Below are 24,386 nucleotides of genomic sequence, written 5' to 3' on the forward strand. Positions count from 1 at the left end.
CCTGTGACCCTGTCCTACCTGGCGCTGGGCGATTCGTACACCATCGGTGAAGCGGTTGCAGTCGAAGGCCGCTGGCCGCACCAGCTGGCTGCCGCGCTGCGTGCACAGGGCACTGAGCTGTCCGATCCGCAGACCATTGCGACTACCGGCTGGACCACCGACGAACTCGATGCGGGCATCGATGCGGCCGCGCCGCAGGGGCCGTTCGATTTCGTCAGCCTGCTGATCGGCGTCAACAACCAGTACCGCGGGCGTCCGCTGGACGAATACCGCAGCCAGTTCCAGGCGCTGCTGCAGCGGGCCATCGGTTTCGCTGGCGGTGATGCCGGCCGCGTGCTGGTGCTGTCCTTCCCCGATTGGGGTGCGACCCCGTTCGGCGCCGGCAGTGGCCGCGACCTGGCCGCCATCGAGATCGAGACCGACGAGTTCAATGCGGCTGCCGAGGTGATCAGCACCCAGCAGGGCGTGGCCTTCGTCGACATCACCGATATCAGCCGCGCGCAGGGCGAAGACCCGACGATGATTGCCGAGGACGGCCTGCATCCTTCAGCGCGGATGTATGCGCTGTGGAGCGCGCGCGCTCTGCCGGTGGCCGCGCATCTGCTTGGCGGAACGGACTGAGGCGATGGACGGCACGCCACGGAACGGCACGCCCCTGCCCTGCACGCCCCTGACCGCCCCGCAGGCCCGCGCGATCGCAGAAGCATTCCGGCCAGCGCAGGCCTGGGGCAGCCGCCGCGACTACTACTACACACGCGGCAAACTTGGCAGCGATCCGCTGTACGACGGCGTGCTGCAGCATCTGCCTGACGATGGGCAGCCGGTGCTGGACCTGGGCTGCGGGCTGGGCCTGTTCGCCCATGTGCTGCGCCAGCGCGGCGGTACCCAGCATTACCTGGGCGTGGACGTGGATGCCGGCAAGATCACCCGCGCGCAGCGTGCTGCCGCCGACCTGCATGACGTGCGCTTCGATTGCGTGGATGTGCAGGCGCCGCTGCCGGCGCAGGCCGGGCACGTCCTGCTGCTGGACGTGCTGCAGTACCTGGACGCGGGCCCACAGCAGGCACTGCTGCGCGCGGCCAGCGCACAGGTGGCCCACGGCGGCCGCCTGCTGCTGCGCACGCCGCTGGCCACCGGCGATGGCCGCGACCGCACCACGCGGGTGGCGGACCGGCTGGCCTGGCTGATCGGCTGGATGGGCACGCGACCGCGCCACTATCCCGATCCGCAGGTGTTGCAGGCGACATTGATCGAGGCCGGATTGCAGGTGACGTCGCCCCGGCCACTGCACGGGCGTACCCCGTTCAACAGCTGGCTGCTGGTGGCCGAACGCCCTTCGTTGTAGCGCCGAGCTCACGCCCGGCGGATTCCATCCATGCCGCTGCGCTCGCCGGGCGTGGCCCGGCGCTACCGGTTATCCGGCCGGCAGCTGCGCCTTCAGCCCGCGCTCGTCCAGCGCCTGCAGCACGCGCTCGATGATCACCAGGTTGTGCCCATGGGCGGCACCTTCGTGCAGCAGCACGATCGCACCCGGGCACAGGTCTGGCAGCAGCCGTGCCAGCACGCCGTCCGGCGTGCAGCCGACGCCGTCGTAGCCGCGCGCGCTCCAGCCTACCCGGACCAGCCCCAACCGCTGCAGCACCGGCGCCACGAACGGATTGGTCATGCCCACCACCGAGCGGTACCAGCGCACCGGCTGGCCGCTTACCGCCTGCAGGGCATGCTGGCAGCCCTCGATCTCGGCGCGCATCGCCGCCGGGCCCAGCCGCCAGAAGCGCGCCTGCGGATGGCTGTGGCTGTGATTGCCCAGGTCATGGCCACGGCGCAGGATCTCCTGCACCAGTTCCGGCTGTGCCAGCGCACGTTCGCCCACCAGGAAGAAGGTGGCGCGCGCCTGGTGGCGGTCCAGCAGGTCGAGCACGGCGCGGGTTTCCGGACCGGGGCCGTCATCGATGGTCAGCCATACCGTGTTGCCGGCCTCCGGCAGTCGGCTCAGCACCGGCGCATAGAAGCGGCTGTTGGGCAGGAACACCGGCACCATGAACAATGCGTGGCTGGCCACCATCAGCGGCAGCCCCCACTGCCAGCCGGCCAGGGCCCAGACCAGGATCACGGCCAGCTGCGACGCCACCAGCCAGGGCAGCCAGCGCCAGGGGCGGGCCGGGATGCGATGCAATGTTCCTGCGTTGCTCATCCCCCATGATGCCATGGGGGTTAGAATTGATGATTCGAATTCCCGGAACCCCGACGTCCATGTCCCTCGATCCCGCCCTGCGTTCGCGCATCGAATCCATCCTCAACGCCAACCGCGTCGTGCTGTTCATGAAGGGCCAGCCGTCGATGCCGCAGTGCGGTTTCTCGGCCAAGGCCGTGGGCGCCCTGCAGGACCTCGGCGTCGAGTTCGCCCACGTCAACGTGCTGGCCGACCAGGAAATCCGTGAAGGCATCAAGGCCTACGGCGACTGGCCGACCATCCCGCAGCTGTACATCGACGGCGAACTGGTCGGCGGCAGCGACATCGTGCTGCAGATGGCCGCCAGCGGCGAGCTGAGCAGCGTGCTGGGCCTGGCTGCGCCGGACCGTACCCCGCCGAGCATCACCGTCACTCCTGCCGCCGTGGAAATGCTCAAGGGCGCGCTGGCCGATGCTCCGGGCGCTGCCCTGCAGCTGTCCATCGACGCCGGTTTCCAGCCGAACTTCCAGCTGGCCCCGCACGACGAAGGCGCGATTGCCGCCGAGTCCAACGGCCTGCGCGTGCAGTTCGACCTGGCCAGCGCGCGTCGCGCCAACGGCATCACCATCGACTGGGTGGACGACATCCGCGGCAAGGGCCTGGCGATCGACAACCCGAACGCGCCCAAGCCGGTGCAGGAAATCAGCGTGCGCGACGCCGACGACCTGGTGCGTGCCGGCAACATCACCCTGGTGGACGTGCGCCCGGCCGACGAGCGCGCCATCGCAGCCGTCGGCGTACCGTTCAAGAGCTTCGACGGCAACGGCCGCGCCGCGCTGGAGGCCCTGCCGAAGGACACCGCACTGGCCTTCATGTGCCACCACGGTGGCCGCAGCGCGCAGGCCGCCGAGCAGTTCCGCGCCCTCGGCTTCACCAAGGTGTTCAACGTCACCGGCGGCATCAACGCCTGGTCGGAAGACGTGGACAACGGCGTGCCGAAGTACTGATCGGCACTGAAAAAGGGGACGGAGGGAATTAAGTCGTTTGTGGCAAAAACGACTTAATTCCCTCCGTCCCCTTTTTCTTAGCCGGCGAACCCGCCTTCGGCCAGGTAATCCAGTTCTTCCGGCGTGGGGATGCGGCCCAGCACGGCGTTGCGATGCGGGAAGCGACCGAAGCGGCGGATGATGTCGCGGTGCAGTTCGGCGTACTGCAGGTATTCCTTGTCACCCAGCACGTCGAACATCGCCACCGAGCGGTCCTGGTCCAGCGGATCCTCGGAGTGCTCGAACGGCAGGTAGATGAAGGCGCGCAGCTTCGGCACCAGCTGCAGGTCCAGGCCCTCCTCGATGGCACGCATGGCGTAATGCCGGGCCAGGCCATCGGTGGCGTAGGAATGGGCAGTGCCCCGGAAGCAGTTGCGCGGGAACTGGTCCAGCAGCAGCATCAGGGCCAGCGCCCCTTCGGCACTGCCCAGCCAATGCTCGCGCCCGCGCGAAGCGGCGGCGAAATGCTCATCCAGAAACAACTGGCGGAACTGCGCGTCGAACGCGTCGTCGCGGGCGAACCACTTCGCAGGGCCCGCCTCCTTCCAGAATTCCACCACTTGCGCGGCAACGTCCATTACCTACTCCCAGGCCCGGACGCCCCGCGCCCGGCCTTCATCATCATTCGTCGAAGCGCAGGTGGCGGACCGACTTGCCGTTGCGCCGGATAAGCTTAAGCGCCTCGATGCCGATCTGGATATGGTTTTCCACGAACTGGGAGCTGACCTTGGCATCGGAGGCCTCGGTCTTGACCCCGTCCGGGATCATCGGCTGGTCCGAAACCAGCAGCAGCGCGCCGCTGGGGATGTGGTTGGCGAAGCCGGCGGCGAACACCGTGGCCGTTTCCATGTCGATGGCCATGCAGCGCATCGCCCGCAGCCGCTCCTTGAAGGCCTCGTCGTGCTCCCAGACCCGGCGGTTGGTGGTGTAGACGGTACCGGTCCAGTAGTCGTGGCCGAGGTCGCGGATCATGGTCGAGACCGCACGCTGCAGCGCGAACGCCGGCAACGCCGGCACTTCCGGCGGCAGGTAGTCTCCCGAGGTACCCTCGCCACGGATCGCAGCGATCGGCAGCACCAGGTCGCCCAGCTGGTTCTTGCGCTTGAGGCCACCGCACTTGCCCAGGAACAGCACCGCCTTGGGCATCACCGCCGACAGCAGGTCCATGATGATCGCGGCATTGGGGCTGCCCATGCCGAAGTTGATCATGGTGATGCCGTCGATCGTGGCGCTTGCCATCGGCCGGTCCAGGCCGATGACCGGCGCACCGGTCAGCTCGGAAAAGGTATGCAGGTAGCCGCCGAAGTTGGTCAGCAGGATGTGCTGGCCGAACTGGTCCAGAGGCACGCCGGTATACCGGGGCAGCCAGTTGTCGACGATTTCCTGCTTGCTTTTCATGGGCGGTCCGGTACGGCGGGGGACCGGGTATTTTCGGCCACCCGGCCGGTGCAGTCGAGCCGCCGTCGACCGTCCTGTGAAGAAGGTCACTTGGCAAGCCCGCCACCACCGGGCTAGCGTCGGCGGTTGGACCAGGTTGCAAGGGGAACTGCATGGCATCGACGTTGTTGCGCGCCGGGGTGGCCCTGGCGCTGCTTTCATTGAGTACGGCTCCGGCGGTGGGCGCCTCGCGCTTCGTCGCCGATCCCTACCCCAGCACCTACCAGGCCCATCCCGATGCGCCGGTACTGATCCAGAACGCCACCGTGCTGACCGGTACCGGCCAGCGCCTGGACAACGCCGATGTGCTGCTGCGCGACGGCCGCATCGTTGCCGTCGGCCGCCAGCTGCAGGCCGATGCGGGCGTCACCCGCATTGATGCACAAGAAAAGTGGGTCACTCCGGGCCTGATCGACGTGCATTCGCACCTGGGCGTGTATCCCAGCCCGGGCGTCGGTGCGCACAGCGACGGCAACGAGATGACCGCACCGGTCACCGCCAACGTCTGGGCCGAACATTCGGTGTGGCCGCAGGACCCGGGCTTCGCCACCGCGCTGGCCGGCGGCGTGACCAGCATGCAGGTGCTGCCGGGTTCGGCCAACCTTGTCGGTGGCCGCGGCGTGACGCTGAAGAACGTCCCGGCCATCACCTACCAGGCGATGAAGTTCCCCGGTGCGCCGTGGGGCCTGAAAATGGCCTGCGGCGAGAACCCCAAGCGCGTCTATGGCGAAGGCAAGGGCGTTGCACCTGCCACGCGCATGGGCAACGTGGCCGGCTACCGCGCCGCCTTCATCGATGCCGCCGACTACATCGCCAAGAACAAGCCGAAGCCAGCCAAGCGCAAGGGCTGGTTCGGCAGTGACAAGGGCGACAGCGCCGGTGATGCCGGCGGCAAGCGCGATCTCAAGCTGGACACGCTGGCCGGCGCGATCGAAGGCGACATCCGCGTGCACATCCACTGCTACCGCGCCGACGAGATGGCCACCATGCTCGACCTGGCCAAGGAGTTCGGTTTCAAGGTCGCTGCGTTCCACCATGGCGTGGAGGCCTACAAGCTGGCCGACCGGCTGGCCGCCGACGGCGTCTGCGGTGCGCTGTGGGCCGACTGGTGGGGCTTCAAGATGGAAGCCTTCGACGGCATCCCGGAGAACATCGCGCTGGTCGACCGGCCGAAGAACAGCTGCGCCATCGTCCACTCCGATTCACCCGAGGGCATCCAGCGCCTGAACCAGGAAGCAGCCAAGGTGATGGCGTCCGCGCGCCGCGCGCGCATGCCGGAGATCACGCCTGAACACGCCATCACCTGGATGACCGCCAACGCCGCCAAGGCGCTGGGCATTGAAGGCCAGACCGGCACCCTGGAGGCCGGCAAGATGGCCGACGTGGTGGTCTGGAACGGCAACCCCTTCAGTTCGTATGCGCTGGCCGAGCAGGTCTTCATTGATGGCCGCAGGTTGTACGACCGCAGTGCACCGGCAGCGCCGCCGCGTTCTGATTTCCAGCTTGGCCAGGAGGTGCGCTGATGGGCGTGTTGAACAAGCGTCGCCGGGCATGGCCCGGCGCTACCTTGGTTGCGCTGTTGTTGATGACAACCGCAGCCTCGGCGCAGGACCTGCTGGTGCGCAACGCAACGGTGCACACCGCCAGCGCACGTGGCAGCCTGCAGAACGCCGATGTGCTGGTGCAGGGCGGCATCATCCGCGCGGTGGGCAACGGCCTGTCGGCGCCGGCCGGCGCCAGCGTGGTCGAGGCCAATGGCCGTCCCCTGACGCCGGCACTGTTCGGTGGCATCACCGAGACTGGCATCGAAGAAGTTTCCGGTGAATCGAGCACGGTGGACAGTTCGTTGAAGCTCGGTGAGCAGCCGCTGCGCCCGGAATTCGACGTCACCCTCGCCTACAACCCGGCCTCGGTGCTGATTCCGGTCACGCGCCTGGAAGGCATCGGCTTCACTGCATTGGGGGCAGCCACCGGTGGTGGTTTCGTGGCCGGCCAGGGCGGCGTGATGCGGCTGGACGGCAGCGCCGACCCGATCGGACCGCGTGCCCTGTTCCTGCGCATCGGCGCGGCCGCCTCCGAACTGACCGGCCATTCGCGCGCCGCGCAATGGATGCTGCTGCAACAGATGGTCGACGAAGCACGCGGCCAGGTTGCTGTGGATTCGCCGCACGCGCTGTTGACCCCGGCCGGGCGCCGCACACTCAGTCGCTACCTGGCCGGCCAGGGCCGCATCGTGGTGGAGGTGGATCGTGCCTCGGACATCCGCCAGCTGCTGCGCTGGGCCACACGCGAGAAGGTGAAGATCGCCATTGCCGGTGCCAGCGAAGCCTGGCAGGTCGCGCCGGAGCTGGCCGCCGCACAGGTGCCGGTGTTCGTTGACGTGCTGGCCAACCTGCCGGCCAGCTTCGACCAGATCGGCGCCACCCTGGAAAACGCCGCGCGCCTGCAGCGTGCCGGCGTGGCGGTTTCCTTCGTGCAGCGCGGCGACGCCACCCACAACGCGCGCAAGATGCGCCAGCTGGCCGGCAACGCAGTGGCCAACGGCCTGCCGTGGGCCGATGGCCTGGCCGGCCTGACCCGGGTGCCTGCACAGGCGTTCGGGGTGGCCGACCAGATCGGCAGCATCGAGCCCGGCAAGCGCGCCGACCTGGTGCTGTGGGAGGGCGATCCGCTGGACGTGGCGCACTATGCCGAGCAGGTCTGGCTGGGCGGCCGTGCGATGCCGATGCGCTCGCGCCAGACCGAACTGCGTGACCGCTACCTGCAGCGCAACGCGCAGCCCTGACCGCACACGAGGACACACCGATGGCGACACTGCGCTGGTACTTCGACCTCATCTCGCCCTACTCCTACCTGCACTGGCAGAAGCTGAAGCAGCTGCCGCAGTTCGCGCAGATCCAGACCGTGCCGATCGCCTTCGGTGCGGTGCTGCATCACCTGGGCAACCTCGGGCCGGCCGAGATTCCGGCCAAGCGCCGCTTCATCTACCGCCAGCTGTTGTGGACCGCGCAGGCCGAGGGCACACCGCTGCGATTCCCGCCCGGCCATCCGTTCAACCCGCTGCCCGCCCTGCGCCTGTGCCTGGCCGCGGGTGCCAGCGTGCAGGCGGTGGACGTCCTGTTCGACTGGATCTGGCGCGACGGCAACGCGGCCGACAGCCCTGACGCCCTGCGCGAACCGGCCGCACAGCTGGGTATTGACGATGTCGCCAGCGCCATCGCCGACCCGGCGGTGAAGGAGCAGCTGCGCCGTAACACAGAGGCCGCAATTGGCGCCGGGGTGTTCGGGGTCCCGACCTTGGCCATCGACCAGGAACTGTTCTGGGGCAACGACGCCCATCCGCTGATGGCGGCCGTGCTGGCCGATCCTGCCCTGCTGCAGCAGCCCGAATGGCAACGCCTGGACAGCCTGCCGGTGGCGGTGCAGCGCAGTCGCTGAACAGGGCGTGGCGCGTTTCCCTCGCGCGCCTGGCTGGGATTTGAGATAGATTTCACGTTTCCGAACCTACAACCGCCCTGGAGGGGGAGCCGCGGATGCGCATCGGAATCGTCGTCGACTCGGCCTGCGACCTGCCGCAGGACTTCATTGCCGAGCACAACATCGTGCTGCTGCCGATCACCGTCCGCATCGGCGAAGCCGTGCTGGCCGATCATCGCGATGAACAGGCCACACTGAGCTTCCTGCACGCGCACGTGGCCGAACACGGTGCTGAAGCGGAAACCATCCCCTTCAGCGTCAACCAGATCCGCGACCTGTTCCTGCAGCAGCTGGTGATCGATTACGACCACGTGTTCTGCATGACCATCACCAAGACCCGCAGCCCCATCCATGACAACGCGCTGCAGGCCAGCTTCGCCATCCTCAACGACTACAAGCCGGTGCGGCAGGCGGCGGGTTACAACTCGCCGTTCGCGCTGCGCGTGCTCGACACCCAGAACCTGTTCGCCGCGCAGGCGGTGACCGCAGTGGAAGCGGTGCGCCTGCGCGACAGCAACGCCAGCGTGCAGCAGATCCGCGAGCGGCTGGAGGAACTGGCCGGCAACGTGCACGGCTACATGGTCACCCGTGACCTGTACTACATGCGCGCGCGTGCGCGGCACAAGGGCGACCGCAGTGTCGGCCTGCTCAGCGCCGCACTGGGCAGTGCGCTGGACATCAAGCCGGTGCTGCACGGTTACCGCGGCGAGACCGGACCGGTGGCCAAGATCAAGGGCTTCGACAACGCCGTGCAGAAGTTGTTCGCGGTAGTTGGCCAGCGCGTACGCGCCGGGCTGATGACACCGACGGTGTGCGTCAGCTACGGCGGTGAGCTGGAAGAGCTGCGCACCTTGCCCGGCTATGCACAGCTGAAAGAGGTCTGCGCCACCCATGGCGTGACCGTGTACGAATCGGTGATGAGCCTGACCGGCATGGTCAACGTCGGCAAGGGCGCGGTCACCGTGGGCTTCGCCGATGGGCCGCATCGGTTCGAGTGAGGCCCCGACGCGGCGCGGATCTGCACATCGATTCCACCGCGGTTGTGCCAGTCTTCCCGCACTTCAAGGAGAACTCCATGCCTGCGCAGTACCACATCAGCCTGCCCGACCCGTCCAAGGCCCGCGGCAATGACCCTGACCTGTCCTTCCATTCGCAGGGCGCCGCCGGTTTCGCTGAAGAGCTGCAGGATGCCCTGCGCAGCGGCACGCTGTTCGAGCGCTGGAAGGCCAAGCAGCCCGACCCGGACGCGGTGGAACCGCAGTGGGGCGTGACCGATCCGGACGCCACCGTGACCGGCGAGCAGAAGGACCTGCGCATCAATCTGGTGGCCACCACCCGCATCGACAGTGACGTGTTCAAGCAGCGCCTGCGCCTGCTGGCCGGCAGCCACTGGGAACTGCGCGACGTGCGTTGAGGCACCCGCCCGCCGGGCATGGCCCGGCGCTACCGTGCCCGTGTCGTGATCGACCCGGTGCCGATGACCATGCTCTGGTAGACGCCAACCTTGGTTGGCGCTTGCACAAACGGCTGCCAACCAAGGTTGGCCACTACTGACGCGCCGCCGGACATGGCCCGGCGCTTCCGAGGGCTGCTCCGGTAGATGCCAACCTCGGTTGGCGCTTTCCAACCCGCCGCGCATGTGGCTGGCACACTGTGGGAATGAGAAACAGAGATGCCATCACCCGGCCGGGTACGCGCGGCGAGAAGAAGCTGCGTGATGCCCCACGCCGACTACGCGACCTGCAGCATTGGGCTGACTGCTTCAGTGGTGCGTTTCCCTCGCCAGAGGAGTTGGGCAGTCAAGCTCGCTACTGGAACTACAAGGTTCCGACCCGAGCCGGTCTGATCGAAGGCCCGGCCACCACCCTGAGAATCCAGCGTGCCTGCGCCCAATCGCTCATCAGCGCCTGCGCAAATCTGATCCAGTCGCGGCCCGCTTCACAAGCTACTGTGCGGGTAACCTGCTGCATCGCCCAGCCAGGGATGTTCTCCAGCGAGATTTGCCTTTACCTGGACGAAGCGTACTTCCAGGGCCACGTCGCCTCGACAGCGGATGGCCAGGTCACCGCCATCACCTCGCGCAGTCTTTCCGCCGAATGGCAGCTCGTCCTACCCCAAGGCGTTGAGGAGCGAGGTGTGCAGGTCAGCATTCCTCCCACCGACCACGATGACGGTCTGGAACAGGAATACTGGTTTTACGGCGAGGTAGCGGACCGGTGTTGATGCGTCCACCGGGTCCACAGCACGTGGCCCGGCGCACGACGGGCTCTGGTAGACGCCACCCTTGGTTGGCGCTCCAAAAGAACTGCCGACCAAGGTTGGCAACTACCGACGAACCGCCGGGCATGGCCCGGCGTTTCCCTATCGCTACCAGCCTCCGCCCAGCGCGCGGTACAGCTCTACACGCGCGATCGCGGCGGTGGCCTGGCTGTTGGCCAGTGCAGCCTGGTTGTCCAGCGCGATGCGCTGGGTGGTCAGCACATCCAGCATGTCGACCACGCCAGCCTGGTACTGCCGGCGCGCCGCGCCCAGTGCGCTCTCGCTCTCGTCCACCGCCACATGCAGCTGCACCGTGCGCTGCTGCTCGGCGGCATAGCCATCGATGGCGTCGTCCACTTCATGCCAGGCCCGCAGCACGGTACGGCGGAACTGCAGCACCGACTGTTGCTGCTGCAGCCTGCTCAGCGCGAGGTTGGCCTTCAGCCGCCCGCCCTGGAAGATCGGTACGCTGATGGACGGCCCGATGCTGAAGCGGTGCGCGTTCCACCCATCCAGATCATCCAGCTGCTTGGCCTGGAACCCAGCGTCGCCATTCAAGGTGATGCGCGGCAGGAAACTGGCCTTGGCCACGCCGATGCCGGCCGTTGCCGCATGCAGTGCCGCTTCGGCACGACGGATGTCCGGGCGACGCTCGGCCAGTTCGCTGGGCAACCCCACCGCTACGGCCGGCAGCGCCGGCCAGTCACGGCGTGCATCCTGCAGCTGCGCGTCCAGCGCCTGCGGCGGCTGCGCCAGCAGGAACGCCAGCGCATTGCGCAGCTGCGATTCACGATGCCGCAGCGGCGCGATGCGGGCCTGCAGCGATGCCACCTGCGCGGACGCGCTGGACACCTGCAGCGTGCTGGCCACGCCCTGTTGCTGGCGTGCCTCGGTCAGGCGCTTCATGTCGAGGGCGATGCTGAGGTTGTCCTCGGTGATCGCCAGCAGCTGCCGCGTCGCGCGCAGCTGCAGGTAATCACGCGCGGTTTCCGCCAGCAGCGCGATGCGCACCGCGTGTGCATCCTCCTCGGCGATCTGCACGCGTGCGTCGGCCGCTTCCACCTGGCGGCGCACACGCCCCCACAGGTCCAGTTCCCAGCTCAGGCCGATGCCGGCCTGGAACAGCCCGTAGTCATCACGGCCGCCGTTGCCGGACGGATCATTCAGGCCCACCTCGCTGTTGCGTGCACGCACGCCACTGGCGCTCGCGCTGACGCCGGGCAGGCGATCGGCGGCGGTGATGCCACGCGCGGCGCGGCTCTGCTGCACGCGGTTGGCCGCCAGCTGCAGGTCCAGGTTGGCCGCGAGCACCTGGCCGGCAAGCTGCCCCAGCAATGGATCGTCGAAGCCGGCCCACCAGGCCGCGTCCTGGTCGATGGCGTTGCCGGCGACCGCCTCACCCTGCCAGTGGTTGGGCAGTTCCGCCTGCGGGCGTACGAAGTCCGGACCCATCGTGCAGGCAGCCAGGGCCGTGCACAGGCTGGCCGCAACGAAGGTGCGGAACAGGGTGACTGCGCTCATGCACCCTCCCCGCTCTTGTGGCCCGGACTGTGCTGCACGCTCTGCGCGCGGGCGCGGCTGCCCAGGTCAACACTGGCTTCCACCGACATGCCGGCACGCAGCTGGTCCAGCAGTGGCTGGCCGGGTTCCAGCACGATCTTGACGGGAATGCGCTGCACCACCTTGGTGAAGTTGCCGGTGGCGTTTTCCGGTGCGACGGCGGCGAAGGTGACGCCGGTGGCCGGTGCGATGCTGTCGATGTGCCCGCGCAGCGGCTTGCCCGGGAACACGTCCACCTTCAGCTCGACCTGTTGGCCGGCCTGCATGCGGGTCATCTGCGTTTCCTGGAAGTTGGCGACCACGAAGGCGCGCTTCAGCGGCACCACCGCGGCCACCGGCGTACCCGGCGTCAGGTAGGCACCCACGCGCACCGCGCGGCGACCGACCATGCCATCGATCGGTGCGCGCAGCACGGTGTGCGACAGATCCAGTTCGGCGCGCGCCTGCGCCGCTTCCGCACGCTGCACCGCCGCCTGTGCAGCCTGCACGCCCGCGCTGAGGATGTCGGTGCGCTGGCGTGCGGTCGACAGCGCGGCCTGGCCCTGCTGCAGATGCGCACTGGCCACGGCCTGCTTCGACTGCGCCTGCTGTGCGTTCTGCACGGTACCGGCACCGTCACGGGCCAGTTCGCGGTAGCGCTGCTGGTCGGCGCTGGCCAGGGTCAGTTCGGAACGGCTGACATCGACGCTGGCCTTGGCCTGTTCGATCAGCGAGTCCTGCTGGGCCAGTGCGGCCTGCGCGTTGGCCAGCTGTGCACGGGCGTTGGCGAGGTCGGCACGGGCCGCCTGCAGGGCCACCTGGTAGTCGCGGTCGTCGATGCGGGCAAGCACGTCGCCAGCCTTCACCGACTGGTTGTCCTCGACTTCCACGGCACTGACAAAGCCGGGAATCTTCGGCGCAACCAGCGTGTAGTCGGCAACGACATAGGCATTGTTGGTGGTCTGGTGACCGCCGTCGCGCAGCAGCAGCCAGGCACCGATGGCCAGGGCCAGCACGCCCAGGCCCAGGCCGGTATTGAGAGTGGTTCGATTGATCGTCATGAGGGGGTTCCTGCGAAAGGTTCAGGCCACGGCACGTGGCGGATGGATGCGGGTGGGCATCCAGGCAATGAGGGGAATGAAGGCCAGCGCCACCAGCGCGACCACCCAGTACAGGTCGGCCGAGGTCAGCGCCTGCACCTGTGCATGCAGGCGCGCACCCAGCTGCGGGCCCTCGGCCAGCCACGGCTGCTCGCCGAGGCGGTCGACCAGCACGGTGGAATGGAAATGACGGCGGCCCTGGGCGACGGCATCCAGCACGCCGCTGGCGAGCACGGCAGCAAAGCCCTTGACCGTGTTGAACCACGCCGAGGCGAACGGACCGTCCTGCGGTGCCAGCCCGCCAGTGGCCAGCATCAGCAGCGGCAACACCGCCATCGGCTGGGCGAATACCTGCAGCAGCTGTACCCACAGGAAGTTGTCGCGGATCCAGGCCACATCCAGGTGCGAGCCCAGCCAGCAGGCCAGCGCCAGCATCGCCAGGCCGGTGGCCTGCACCCAGCGGCAATCCACTGCGCGGATGTTCAACAACGCCGCCACCAACGGCAGTGCGATCACCTGTGGCAGCGCCACCCACAGCAGCATCGGTGCGGTCTGCAATGGCCGGTAGCCCTGCACGCTGGCCAGGAAACCGGAGGGAATCGAGATCACTGCCAGCAGCACGAACAGCACGCCGCCCAGCGTCACCAGCGAGTAGCTGAGGTTGCGGTTGGCCAGCAGCTGCAGCTTGAAGAACGGCAGCGGGTGGAACCATTCATTGATCATGAACAGCACCATCAGGCCGGCGCCGCCACCGATCATCAGGGTGATCATCGGCGAGTCGAACCAGTTCAGGCGCGGGCCCTGCACCAGGCCCAGCACCAGCAGCACCAGCGCCGGCAGGCCCAGCGCCAGACCCACGCCATCGAACTGGGCAAAACGCTCCAGCCGCAGCGGGTCCTGCGGCAGGCCCCAGCTGACCATCGCCATGGCGGCCAGGCAGTACGGCACGATCTGCCAGAACGCCCAGTGCCAGCCCACCTGCTCGACCCAGAACGCGGCCAGCGGCGTGCCCATGCTCGGGCCGAAGGTAGCGGTCAACGCGTAGCCCGCCAGGCCATACAGCTTGATGCCGGGCGGCAGGAAGCGCAGTGCCACGCTCATCAGCAGCGGCGGCAGCGCACCACCACACAGCCCCTGCAGCGCGCGCAGCAGCAGGAACACCTGCAGGTTCGGCGCAAGCGGGCAGAGCACGCCCAGCACCATGAAGCCACCGATCATCGCCAGCGCGAAGCGGCGCAGCGAGAAGGTGGCGGCACACCACGGGGCGAAGGCCATCGCGCTGACCGACATCGCGCTGTAGAGGGCGACGATCCAGCTGCCGTCATCGACGCTGAAACCCATCGCACCACGGATGTCGGCCAGGGCGACCTTGGTGATGTTCTCGTTGAAGCCCGACACCAGCACCGCCAGCAGCACGCCACACAGGCCGACCAGAACGCGGCGGTCGAGCCCGGGGGCGGCGGCAGGACGGGGCGCAGCAGCGGCCGGGACAGCGGCGGCCGGCGTACTCATCGCCGGGCACCGATCCGTGCAGTGCACGGCATGTTGGGGGTCATTGGAATGCGCTCAGTGAAACTCCGGGGAGCGCAGTCTAGGGAGCTGGTACCCTGCGAAAAATGGCGCAGCCCGCATCCCAGGCGTGCGCCAGGCGCACGCATGCAGATGTCAGCGCGGGGCCCCCCCTGCGCTTTCGCACATGGTCTTGATCGAGCGCCGCAGCCACTGGTGGGCGGCGTCGTTGTCCAGGCGTGGATGCCAGGCCTGGACGATGGCGGCGGTGCGCACCGGGATCGGCAGCGGGAACAGGCGCAGCGGCAGGCGCATGCTGACGATCCGCTCCAGCATCACGCTCGGCATCTGCGGCAGGATCAGGTCCGACTCGGCGGCAGCGAAGATCGCGCCGTGGAAGGTCGGGCTGATCAGCGCCACCCGCCGCTGCAGGCCCAGCGTGGCCAGGTCGTCATCGATCGGGCCACGCGGCAGCCCCCGCCGCGACACCGCGATGTGGTCGCAGGCAGCAAAACGCTCGGCGCTGATCTCCTCATCGAACAACGGATGATCTTCGCGCGCGGCGCCCATGAACGAGGTACTGAACAGGTTCTGCACCTTGGTATCGGGTGCATGCTTGCCCGCGGTGCTGATGTACAGGTCGATCCGGCCCTGCGCCATCGCGTCGTCGTCGGTATCGCCCTCGGGCACGAAGCGCAGTACCGCGCGCGGCGCCTGCTGGCGGAACAGTTCACGCAGGCGTCCGCCGAATCCACCGATGAAGACATCGTTGGCGCGGACATTGAAGGTGCGTTCCAGGGTGCGCAGGTCGATCTCGCGACCGGCGTTGAACACACGGTGGGCCTGCTCGATCACATCGCGGACCTGCTCACGCAGCTGCAGCGCGCGGGGCGTGGGGGCCAGACCGCGGCCGGCACGCACCAGCACCGGGTCGCCCAGCGCGGTGCGGATCCGGCCCAGGGTACGGCTCATCGCCGGCGCGCTCAGGTTCATCCGCCGCGCGGCGGCGGCCACGCTGCATTCGTCAATCAGCACGTCCAGTGCCAGCAACAGGTTCAGGTCCGGCAGGGGCATGACAGTCTCCAGTAAATCAGATGACTCTACGACACTTGTAACCACAGCGGATTGCGTTTTACGCATTCATTGACTGCCGCGCACGGCATGGGTGCGCGCAGTGACATCGGCGACCATCCCCGGCCTGCCAAGGAGACATCCATGTTCAATACCCTGCTGGTCGCCCTGGACGGTGGCCCCCAGCACGCACGCGTGCTGGACCTGGCCGCAGCCATCGCCGGCCCCCACAGCCGCCTGCACCTGCTGTGCGTGCTCGACCCCGAATTCGCGCTGGCGGCCGATGCCAGCGAAGCCGACCGCATCGAGTACCCGGAAGCCGCCCGCCAGCGCTCGCGGGCCGAAGCGGTGCTGGCCGAAGCCCTGGCCGAGCTGCGCGAGCGCGGCGTCGACGCCATCGCGCAGATTCCCTCGGGTGACCCGGGCGAAGTGATCAGCGAGCAGGCCCGGCGCCTGAAGTGCGACCTGATCGTCATCGGCCACCGCCACCTGTCCCGCCTGGAACGCCTGTTCGAACCCTCGATCGGGCAATGGACCATCGACCACGCGCCCTGTCCCGTGCTGGTGGAAACCCGCGACCCACGACCCTAGCAACCATGGCCTCCCGTTCCCCGTTGTTTCCCACCCGCGTCAACTACCGCGCCTTCGGCCGCCAGTTCGGCCGCGGCGAACAGGCACTGCTGGCGGCGATACGCCAGCTGCACGATCCTGATCAACAGGCCGATGGACTCGCCCAGCTGAGCAGCCTCGGTATTGATCCCGAAGGCTGCGACGCGTTCGTCGGCCTGCTGCCGCTGCTGGCCACGCCCACCGCCCCGATCGACCTGCTGCCCGCTGGCTCACCGTTCATCGCGGCCAGCGAACTGGACCTGCTGGTCTGCCTGCTGCGCATCGCCCAGTGGCGGCATGCACGCCCGCGCGAAGATGACACGCTGGCACCGTTGCGCCAGCAGCTGGCGCGCTGTGCGATGGCCGTGCAGGCGGCAAACCTGCCGTTGCGCCAGCGCTCTTTGTCACCGGTCGGGCTGAGGCTGCTCGATCCCACTGGCTGGTTGCGGCAGCGCTGACCCGGCCGCGCCGCCCGTGCGCAATCACGCACGGGGACCGGGCACCCGGCGCGCTCAGCAATCCATCCTGCCGTGCGCACTGCCTTCGTCGTCGAGCACGTGCGCATGCAGGATCACCTGGTTGCGACCGGCACGCTTGGCGGCGTACAGGCCGGCATCGGCATCCGCCAGCAACTGATCCGCGCTGGCCAGAGCCGGCGGGTGCAGGTAGCCCACGCCGATGCTGATACTGACCGACCCTTCCGGCAGTGGCAGCGCCGCCACCGCCTCACGCAGGCGCTCGGCCAGCGCCAGCACGCCCGACAGCGGGCTTCCGGGCACGATCACCGCAAATTCCTCGCCGCCGTAACGGGCAACACTGTCACCGGCACGGCCGGCACTGATCTTCAGGACCTTGGCCACGGCCTGCAGGCAGCGGTCCCCGGCCGGATGTCCGTGGCGGTCGTTGAAGACCTTGAAATGGTCGATGTCCAGCAACAGCAGCCCCAGCTCGCTGCCGCTGCGCCGCGCACGGTTCCATTCCGCCAGCAGCAGTGCATCGAACTCGCGCCGGTTGGCCACACCGGTCAGGCCATCCTGCCGAGCGAGCTGGTCCAGCGATGCCTGCCGTTCCATCAGGTCCACCTGCAGCAGGATGCTGCGCACGCCGAAGCCCAGCGTTGCCACCACGAAGCCAGTGACCGCCAGCGGCCGCGCATGGTCGACCACCAGGGTACCGACCACCAGCAGCAGCAATGGCAGGATCATCGGCCCCGCCGCCTGCACCGTTCTGCCCAGCCTCGGGTGCATCACGAACGTCGGCGCGGGCGCCTGGCTCATCGCCAGCAACGCCAGCAGCAGGAACGGCAGGTCGATCAGCAGATCGTTGTAGGCACCGAAGGACTGTTCCGAGGTGTAGTGGTTGATGTAGTACGCCACCATCAGGTAGCCCACCGCGTAGATCGCCAGCGCGCGGAAGAAGTTGCGCCGCTCCGGAACGTCGCCCACCAGCCAGCGCACCACCGCGAACCCGGCAATGCACAGATTCTGGATATCGAACATGCGCTGCATGTTGGACAACGCGTGGTCGTCGATGTCGACGCGCGCGGCGAACGACTGCGCATGCACGAAGAACAGCACGCCCAGCAACGCGGCCATCGCCGCGTCGATCAGGCTGATGCTCAGCCGCTCACGGCGTGCACGGGCCAGGATGAACACCAGCGGCACGCCGTACAGCACATACAGGAACAGGCTGGCCTGCGGCGTGACATCGGCACGGCCGGCACCGAGCGCATCGATCATGTTGACGGCCATGCCACCCGCCCAGAGCAGCAGCGCCAGGGCGGTGGCGCGCCAGCCGAGCGCGGCACGGTCGCGGCGCGCCCGCCGCAGGCAGGCCGCCGCCGCCAGCAACGGGGCGCCCGTGAGGAACACGAAGGAACCCGCACCGGCCGGACCCGGCCACAGGGCCACGACCAGGCCGTGGCACAGCACATACAGCAGCGCCAGCACTACCGGCATGCATCCCCCGATCCGCAAGGCCGTATGGACGCACGATAGCCCCGCCCGCGCCACGGCCACGTGATCCAATACGGCAATACGACACTTCGCGTGCCCCGCCATGGGAGTGCCGGCCGCTGGCCGGCAATCCCGGGGAATCACAGGGCTGCAGGTTGCCGGCCAGCGGCCGGCACTACCGGAAAGCCGTCAGCCGTGCAGGGCGCGGGCGTGGTGGGCGATGTGCTCGCCGATGAAACTGGCGATGAAGTAGTAGCTGTGGTCGTAGCCCGGCTGCAGGCGCAGGGTCAGCGGATGGCCGGCGGCATCACAGGCCTGCTGCAGGCGCTGCGGTTGCAGCTGGGTCTGCAGGAATTCGTCCGCCTCGCCCTGGTCGACCAGCAACGGCAGGCGCTCAGTGGCCACGGCGACCAGTTCGCTGGCATCCCACTGCGCCCAGTCCGCCGGGTTGTCGCCCAGGTAGGCGTGGAAGGCCTTCTGCCCCCACGGCACGTGGCTGGGCGCAACGATCGGCGAGAACGCCGACACGCTGCGGTAGCGCCCCGGGTTGCGCAGCGCGATCACCAGCGCACCGTGACCGCCCATCGAGTGGCCGCTGATGCCGCGCGCATCGGTGACCGGGAAATTCGCCTCGATCAGTGCCGGCAGTTCCTGCGCCACGTAGTCGTGCATGCGGTAGTGCTTCGCCCACGGTGCACGGGTGGCATTGAGGTAGAACCCCGCCCCCTTGCCCAGGTCATAGCCCTCGGCATCGGCCACGTCATCGCCGCGTGGGCTGGTATCGGGCGCGACGATGATCACGCCATGCTCGGCCGCGTAGCGCTGCGCGCCCGCCTTGGTGATGACGTTCTGCTCGGTGCAGGTCAGCCCGCTCAGCCAGTACAGCACCGGCAGTTTCTGCGTTTCCGCCTGCGGCGGCAGGTACACGGCGAACTGCATGTCGCAGCCCAGCGTGGTGGAATGATGCCGGTAGACGTCCTGCCAGCCGCCGAAACAGGCGCGGTGTTCAATACGTTCCATGGTGCTCTCCTGCGCGGCGCGTCAGCGCACGCGTGCTTCTGGTAGATGCCGACCTTGGTCGGCTTATCCACGCGCGGCGTGGATGCCTTTGTTGATCCGTTCATCCAGCTGCGCCAGCAGGCGCAGCAACGATTCGACGCCAGGCTGGCCATCAAGATTGCGCCAGGCCGCCACGGCCACATCGCTGCGCGGCGGCCACTGACCGGCCGCGCGCGCCTCATGAAGGCGCGGCAGGAATACCTGCGCAAGCCACTGCTCGAACGGCATGCCATCGTCGCTGCCGAAGGCCGAGGTCACCGCACGCGGTGGCCCCACCTCCCCCACTACCCAGCCAAGCGCACGCAACGCCTGCTCGATCGGAACCACCAGAGCCGCGCGCGGGTCTTCCGCACGCGGCCGGCGCAGGGCATCAAGCCAGCCCATGACGCGGCTCAGTAGTGGACCACCGAACGGATCGACTTGCCTTCGTGCATCAGGTCGAAGGCTTCGTTGATCTTGTCCAGGTCCATGGTGTGGGTGACGAACGGTGCCAGTTCGATATCGCCCTTCATCGCGTCCTCCACCATGCCCGGCAACTGGCTGCGGCCCTTCACGCCGCCGAAGGCAGTGCCCATCCACTTGCGCCCGGTCACCAGCTGGAACGGACGGGTGGAGATCTCCTGGCCCGAACCGGCCACGCCGATCACCACGCTCTGGCCCCAGCCACGGTGCGCGCATTCCAGCGCCGCGCGCATCACGTTGACGTTGCCGATGCACTCGAAGCTGTGGTCCACGCCCCAGGTGGTCATCTCGACGATGACCTGCTGGATCGGCTTGTCGTAGTCCTTCGGGTTGATGCAGTCGGTGGCGCCGAATTCGCGCGCCAGTTCGAACTTGGACGGGTTGGTGTCCACCGCGATGATGCGACCGGCCTTGGCCTGGCGCGCACCCTGGATCACCGCCAGGCCGATGCCACCCAGGCCGAACACCGCCACGCTGTCGCCCTCCTGCACCTTGGCGGTGTTGTGCACCGCGCCGATGCCGGTGGTGACGCCACAACCGAGCAGGCAGACGTGCTCCGGGTTCGCGTCCGGATTGATCTTCGCCAGCGAGACTTCGGCCACCACGGTGTACTCGCTGAAGGTCGAGCAACCCATGTAGTGGTACAGCGGCTCGCCGTTGTAGCTGAAGCGGCTGGTGCCGTCGGGCATCACGCCCTTGCCCTGGGTGGCACGCACCGACACGCACAGGTTGGTCTTGCCGCTCTTGCAGAACAGGCACTCGCCACACTCGGCGGTGTACAGCGGAATCACGTGGTCGCCGGGCTTGACGCTGGTCACGCCCTCACCGACCTCCACCACGATGCCGGCGCCTTCATGGCCCAGCACCACCGGGAACAGGCCTTCCGGATCATCGCCGGACAGGGTGAAAGCATCGGTATGGCAGACACCGGTGTGGGTGATCTTGACCAGCACCTCGCCCTTCTTCGGCGGGGCGACGTCGATCTCGACGATCTGCAGCGGCTGGCCGGGACCAAAGGCGACGGCGGCACGGGACTTCATGGTGGCTTCTCCAGGATCAGGCGGAAAGGGAATGGCAGGATGATCGGCGGGATATGGCGCCGATGCTTATTTCAGGTACGAGCGGATCAACGCGCTCATGTCGCGCACGCGTTCGGCGCGCTGTTCATCGGAGGCCGCAGGCTGGCCGAACTCCTCGCGCAGATGGGCCTCCATCACCTCGGACATCAGGCCGTTGACCGCGCCACGGATGGCGGCGATCTGCTGCAGCACCGGCCCGCAGTCGGCACCGGCTTCCAGCGCGCGATCCAGCGCATCGCACTGGCCGCGGATACGGCGCACGCGGGCCAGGACCTTCTTCTTCTCTTCGGGGGAGTGCGGCATGGCGGGGCCACCTTGGAACTATACTGGGGGATAGTATACACACAGGGGCGAATGAAGCCATCTGGTGCTGCCGAGGCATGCCCCAGGGACAGACCAGCCCAGAATATGAATGAACAATAAATAGATTCATTTGTTACTTTTTCATGACGTAGGGTGTCGCATTCGCCCCTGCGTTTACCCCTGAGTCACATTGGCGTGACCAGGGAGAAATCATGTACCGACCGTTGTTCGCCCGCAGTCGCTTGTCTGTCGCGCTGGGTTCGGCATTGGTGCTGGTGGCCGCCGCACCGGCTATGGCGCAGCAGGCCGCCACGCAGGAACAGAAGGCCGAGCCCGCCAGCAGCAAGACCCCCGTGCAGCTGGACCGGATGACCGTCACCGGCTCGCGCATCTACCGCGCCGGTTTCGACACGCTCGAGCCCGCCGCGGTGGTCAGCCGTGAATCGATCGAGAACTATGGCGACACCAACCTCATCGATGCCCTGACCCGGATTCCCGGGGTCAGTGCCGGCGTCAGTTCGCGCGGCGACCAGGCCGGCTTCGGTGCAGGCGTCAACTTCGCCAGCAAGTTCGGGCTGGGCAGCAATCGCCTGCTGACCCTGGTCAATGGACGCCGCTTCGTCACCTCTACGCCGCCCACCATCTTCGGAGCCGGCGGCGGCTCGGGCATCCAGGTCGACATGAACGCCATTCCCAGCGTCATGGTGCAACGCATTGAAAGCCTGAGCGTTGGCGGTGCCCCCACCTATGGCTCGGATGCGATCTCCGGCGTCAACAACATCATCCTGCGCGACCGGTTCGAGGGTGCCGAAGTCGAACTGGGCTACGGCAGGACCAGCAAGAACGACAACGAGCGCTACTCCTGGTCGGCCATCTTCGGTACCGACTTCGCTGATGGCCGTGGCCACATCGTGGTGGCGGCGGAACTGGACAATGCCGATGGGGTGAACGCGCTGCAACGCGATTTCTACCGCCAGGGCTACAGCCTGCAGGCCAATCCCACGGCGGCCAATGCCACTGCCCAGCCCCTGCGCCGGCCGACCAATGATGGCCGCATCGACGGCAGCATTCCGTTCAACACCGGGCCCCGCGATGGTATCCCCGACCAGGTCTGGATCCGCAACCGGCGCATTGCCAGCATGACCTTCGGTGGCCTGGTGATGCCGGCCACCGGCAGCTACACGCGCAACGGCCTGGGCGACATCCTTGGCTTCGGCCCGAACAAAGACAGACTGTGGCAGTTCAACAACGAGGGCAAGCTGGTCGAGTTCAATCCCGGCACCAGCTACGCGGGCGGCAACGCCTCCGGCGGTGACGGCCTGAACCTGTTCGAGACGGTGCCGCTGATCGCCGACCTCGAACGACGCTCGGTATTCTCCACCGGCAGCTTCGACTTCACCGACAACGTGCGCGGCTTCTTCGAACTTTCGCGATACGAAGCGACCGCCCGCGAAACCCTCGACCAGAACGTCTACAACGCGGTGTCCTTCGGCAATGCGCGCCTGGACGGCGGCGGTACCGCCAGCGGTGCACTGACCTTCAGCGCCAGCAATCCGTTCCTCAGTGCGGAAACCCGCAAGATCCTCGCCGACAACGGCATCACCTCGTTCCGCCTGTCGCGATCTTCGCGCGACCTGTCGATGAACAACGCCAGCACCGAAACCCGCCTGACCCGTGCGGTGCTCGGCCTGAACGGCTTCTTCGAGGTCGGAAAGCGCAGCTTCAACTGGGAAGCCAGCGTCACCCACGGCCGCGGTGACTTCGACTACCTCGGCACTGGCCTGATCCAGCAGAACTTCATCAATGCGATCAACGTCACCACCGACGCCAGCGGGCGCATCATCTGTGATGCCACCCGCCCGGGCACCACGGCCGATGCGAACTGCCGCCCGCTGAATCTGTTCGGCGAGAACCAGGCGTCGCGCGAAGCCCTGGACTATGTCTCCACCCGGACCGTGGCCAAGGCGCAGACCCGCCAGACCGTCATCAATGCGTCGGTATCCGGCGGCCTGTTCGATCTTCCCGGCGGCGAGCTGTCCACAGCGGCCGGCTTCGAACACCGCCGCGAAGAAGGCTCCTTCACCCCCAGCGAGTACCAGCGCCTGGGCCAGGGCCGTTCGGTGCCGACCCAGGCGGCCGAGGGCAAGTACCACACCAACGAAGTGTTCGCCGAAGTGCTGGCACCGCTGTTCAATCCCGACTGGGATATCCCGGGCCTGCATCGCCTGGATCTGACCGCCAAGTTCCGCCGCGTCGACAACTCCGTCGCCGGCGCGTTCAATGCGTTCACCTACGGCATCCAGTACGAACCGATCGCCGGCCTGCAGCTGCGCGGCAACAAGACCCAGTCACTACGCGCGCCCTCCATCGCCGAGCTCTACACCACCCAGCAGCCGGCCTACTACAACATCCCGGAAGTGTGCTCGCTGGACAACATCAGCGGCGGCTCAAATCCGGCGGTGCGTCGCCGCAACTGCGAGGCGTTCTTCGCCGCCTACCCGGGTGCCGATCCGAACACCTTCCGCCAGCAGCCGACCAATACGCTGGGTTCGACCAACGGCAGCACCCGCCTGCAGAACGAAACGGCGAAGTCGTGGACGGCCGGCATCGTGTTCGCGCCGGAATGGATCCCGGGCCTGCGCGTCGCCGCCGACTGGTATGACATCAAGATCAACAACGTGATCACGTCGCTGAGCGCCAACGACATCATCACCGGTTGCTTCGACACTGCCGACTTCAACGCCGCCAACGTCCCCAACGCCAACCGCTTCTGCAGCCTGGTGACGCGTGATCCGAACACCGGCGTGGCTACCAGCATCAAGACCGAGTATGGCAACGGCCCGGTGCTGATGTTCCGTGGCTGGACCGCCGAAGTCGGCTACCGTTGGGACCTGTCGCGCTTCGGCGTACTGGACCTGGACTTCTACGGCTACATGCCGAAGAACCGTGGCCAGGCCGCGAACCGGGACGTGCCGTTCGTCGAACAGGCGGGCAGCTTCAACGAGCCCAAGCGCCAGTTCCGTTGGACGGCCCAGCATCGCATCGGCAACTGGAACTACGGCGTGGCCTCCAACTACACCAGCCGCGCCCAGTACACGATGACCGATACCCCGGAAAGCCGTCAGTACTTCTACCGCGACAGCTGGACCACCTGGGACGCCAACGTCACCTACCGCATCACCGACGCCGCGCGCGTGACGTTGTCGGTGATCAACGTGGGCGATGACATCGGGCCGTTCCCGTATGTACTGGATGCACTGGGCCGTCGCTACATGGCCAGCCTGCGCTACAACTTCAAGTAGGCCTGG

24 protein-coding genes are annotated in these 24,386 nt (G+C 67.5%); 12 read left to right on the forward strand and 12 right to left on the reverse strand.

Going from position 1 to position 24,386, the window contains the following annotated elements; all coding sequences use genetic code 11:
• Nucleotides 1-3 precede the first annotated feature (3 nt).
• Nucleotides 4-621 carry an SGNH/GDSL hydrolase family protein gene (locus ACZLHH_RS19885; protein WP_071229632.1) on the forward strand — a complete coding sequence of 206 codons (618 nt, stop codon included), beginning with the start codon at nt 4-6 and terminating at the stop codon, nt 619-621.
• 4 nt (nt 622-625) lie between these two features.
• Complete coding sequence (locus tag ACZLHH_RS19890) at nt 626-1,345, forward strand: class I SAM-dependent methyltransferase (RefSeq protein WP_180845166.1); 720 nt, start codon at nt 626-628, stop codon at nt 1,343-1,345.
• Between the two features lie 69 nt (nt 1,346-1,414).
• Here the strand turns inward: ACZLHH_RS19890 and ACZLHH_RS19895 are convergent, their stop codons facing one another.
• The gene (locus ACZLHH_RS19895) at nt 1,415-2,194 is read right to left on the reverse strand and encodes a polysaccharide deacetylase family protein (RefSeq protein WP_180845165.1); all 780 of its coding nucleotides are present in this window, start codon (nt 2,192-2,194) and stop codon (nt 1,415-1,417) included.
• A 59-nt stretch (nt 2,195-2,253) separates the two neighbouring features.
• On the opposite strand from ACZLHH_RS19895, the gene grxD reads away from it, so the two are divergent.
• Nucleotides 2,254-3,180 carry a Grx4 family monothiol glutaredoxin gene (gene grxD / locus ACZLHH_RS19900; protein WP_049421809.1) on the forward strand — a complete coding sequence of 309 codons (927 nt, stop codon included), beginning with the start codon at nt 2,254-2,256 and terminating at the stop codon, nt 3,178-3,180.
• 77 nt (nt 3,181-3,257) lie between these two features.
• Here grxD and ACZLHH_RS19905 read toward each other — a convergent pair whose 3' ends face one another.
• Entirely contained in the window at nt 3,258-3,797 is a 540-nt protein-coding gene (locus ACZLHH_RS19905) for a DUF924 family protein (protein ID WP_006384394.1), read from the reverse strand.
• A 43-nt stretch (nt 3,798-3,840) separates the two neighbouring features.
• A complete protein-coding gene (locus ACZLHH_RS19910) occupies nt 3,841-4,617 on the reverse strand; it encodes an AMP nucleosidase (RefSeq protein ID WP_005414446.1) in 777 nt (258 codons plus the stop codon).
• Nucleotides 4,618-4,769: 152 nt separating this feature from the next.
• Here ACZLHH_RS19910 and ACZLHH_RS19915 point away from each other — a divergent pair, with 152 nt between their 5' ends.
• The 6 genes from ACZLHH_RS19915 (at nt 4,770) to ACZLHH_RS19940 (ending at nt 10,356) form a co-directional block, all read left to right on the forward strand.
• On the forward strand, nt 4,770-6,179 hold the full coding sequence (locus ACZLHH_RS19915; protein ID WP_180845164.1) for an amidohydrolase: 1,410 nt from the start codon (nt 4,770-4,772) through the stop codon (nt 6,177-6,179).
• Nucleotides 6,179-7,441 (forward strand): amidohydrolase family protein, encoded by a 1,263-nt coding sequence (locus ACZLHH_RS19920; protein ID WP_180845163.1) that lies wholly within the window; start codon nt 6,179-6,181, stop codon nt 7,439-7,441. The genes ACZLHH_RS19915 and ACZLHH_RS19920 overlap by 1 nt, the downstream gene beginning before the upstream one ends.
• A gap of 20 nt (nt 7,442-7,461) precedes the next feature.
• Nucleotides 7,462-8,094 (forward strand): 2-hydroxychromene-2-carboxylate isomerase, encoded by a 633-nt coding sequence (locus tag ACZLHH_RS19925; protein ID WP_197573144.1) that lies wholly within the window; start codon nt 7,462-7,464, stop codon nt 8,092-8,094.
• A 95-nt stretch (nt 8,095-8,189) separates the two neighbouring features.
• Nucleotides 8,190-9,131, forward strand: coding sequence for a DegV family protein (locus tag ACZLHH_RS19930; protein ID WP_180845161.1), 942 nt, complete (start codon nt 8,190-8,192; stop codon nt 9,129-9,131).
• 77 nt (nt 9,132-9,208) lie between these two features.
• Nucleotides 9,209-9,547, forward strand: coding sequence for a hypothetical protein (locus tag ACZLHH_RS19935; protein ID WP_005414449.1), 339 nt, complete (start codon nt 9,209-9,211; stop codon nt 9,545-9,547).
• Nucleotides 9,548-9,792: 245 nt separating this feature from the next.
• Complete coding sequence (locus ACZLHH_RS19940) at nt 9,793-10,356, forward strand: DUF3916 domain-containing protein (protein WP_081352368.1); 564 nt, start codon at nt 9,793-9,795, stop codon at nt 10,354-10,356.
• A gap of 144 nt (nt 10,357-10,500) precedes the next feature.
• Here the strand turns inward: ACZLHH_RS19940 and ACZLHH_RS19945 are convergent, their stop codons facing one another.
• From ACZLHH_RS19945 to ACZLHH_RS19960, 4 genes are all read right to left on the reverse strand, one after another.
• A complete protein-coding gene (locus ACZLHH_RS19945) occupies nt 10,501-11,913 on the reverse strand; it encodes an efflux transporter outer membrane subunit (protein ID WP_180845160.1) in 1,413 nt (470 codons plus the stop codon).
• Nucleotides 11,910-12,992 (reverse strand): HlyD family secretion protein, encoded by a 1,083-nt coding sequence (locus tag ACZLHH_RS19950; RefSeq protein WP_180845159.1) that lies wholly within the window; start codon nt 12,990-12,992, stop codon nt 11,910-11,912. Before ACZLHH_RS19950 ends, ACZLHH_RS19945 begins: the two co-directional genes overlap by 4 nt.
• A 21-nt stretch (nt 12,993-13,013) precedes the next feature.
• Nucleotides 13,014-14,543 (reverse strand): MFS transporter, encoded by a 1,530-nt coding sequence (locus ACZLHH_RS19955; RefSeq protein ID WP_032129878.1) that lies wholly within the window; start codon nt 14,541-14,543, stop codon nt 13,014-13,016.
• Nucleotides 14,544-14,696: 153 nt separating this feature from the next.
• Nucleotides 14,697-15,614, reverse strand: a complete 918-nt coding sequence (locus tag ACZLHH_RS19960) for a LysR family transcriptional regulator (protein WP_180845158.1) — start codon at nt 15,612-15,614, stop codon at nt 14,697-14,699.
• 141 nt (nt 15,615-15,755) lie between these two features.
• Between ACZLHH_RS19960 and ACZLHH_RS19965 the strand changes: the two genes are divergently transcribed.
• Both ACZLHH_RS19965 and ACZLHH_RS19970 read left to right on the forward strand, forming a co-directional pair.
• Nucleotides 15,756-16,202: a universal stress protein gene (locus tag ACZLHH_RS19965; RefSeq protein WP_071229624.1), complete on the forward strand. Its 447-nt coding sequence runs from the start codon at nt 15,756-15,758 to the stop codon at nt 16,200-16,202.
• Between the two features lie 5 nt (nt 16,203-16,207).
• A complete protein-coding gene (locus ACZLHH_RS19970) occupies nt 16,208-16,678 on the forward strand; it encodes a hypothetical protein (RefSeq protein WP_049400257.1) in 471 nt (156 codons plus the stop codon).
• Between the two features lie 54 nt (nt 16,679-16,732).
• Here the strand turns inward: ACZLHH_RS19970 and ACZLHH_RS19975 are convergent, their stop codons facing one another.
• From ACZLHH_RS19975 to frmR, 5 genes are all read right to left on the reverse strand, one after another.
• Entirely contained in the window at nt 16,733-18,178 is a 1,446-nt protein-coding gene (locus ACZLHH_RS19975) for a GGDEF domain-containing protein (RefSeq protein ID WP_180845157.1), read from the reverse strand.
• Between the two features lie 186 nt (nt 18,179-18,364).
• Entirely contained in the window at nt 18,365-19,195 is an 831-nt protein-coding gene (gene fghA / locus ACZLHH_RS19980; protein WP_006384580.1) for an S-formylglutathione hydrolase, read from the reverse strand.
• A gap of 63 nt (nt 19,196-19,258) precedes the next feature.
• Entirely contained in the window at nt 19,259-19,618 is a 360-nt protein-coding gene (locus ACZLHH_RS19985) for a YqcC family protein (RefSeq protein WP_012512081.1), read from the reverse strand.
• Between the two features lie 8 nt (nt 19,619-19,626).
• Nucleotides 19,627-20,736: an S-(hydroxymethyl)glutathione dehydrogenase/class III alcohol dehydrogenase gene (locus ACZLHH_RS19990; protein ID WP_012512082.1), complete on the reverse strand. Its 1,110-nt coding sequence runs from the start codon at nt 20,734-20,736 to the stop codon at nt 19,627-19,629.
• Nucleotides 20,737-20,802: 66 nt separating this feature from the next.
• Nucleotides 20,803-21,078 (reverse strand): formaldehyde-responsive transcriptional repressor FrmR, encoded by a 276-nt coding sequence (gene frmR / locus ACZLHH_RS19995; RefSeq protein WP_005411009.1) that lies wholly within the window; start codon nt 21,076-21,078, stop codon nt 20,803-20,805.
• A gap of 212 nt (nt 21,079-21,290) precedes the next feature.
• Between frmR and ACZLHH_RS20000 the strand changes: the two genes are divergently transcribed.
• Nucleotides 21,291-24,380 carry a TonB-dependent receptor domain-containing protein gene (locus ACZLHH_RS20000; RefSeq protein ID WP_180845156.1) on the forward strand — a complete coding sequence of 1,030 codons (3,090 nt, stop codon included), beginning with the start codon at nt 21,291-21,293 and terminating at the stop codon, nt 24,378-24,380.
• Nucleotides 24,381-24,386 lie beyond the last annotated feature (6 nt).

The sequence above is a fragment of the Stenotrophomonas sp. 28608_Sma genome (assembly GCF_056486185.1).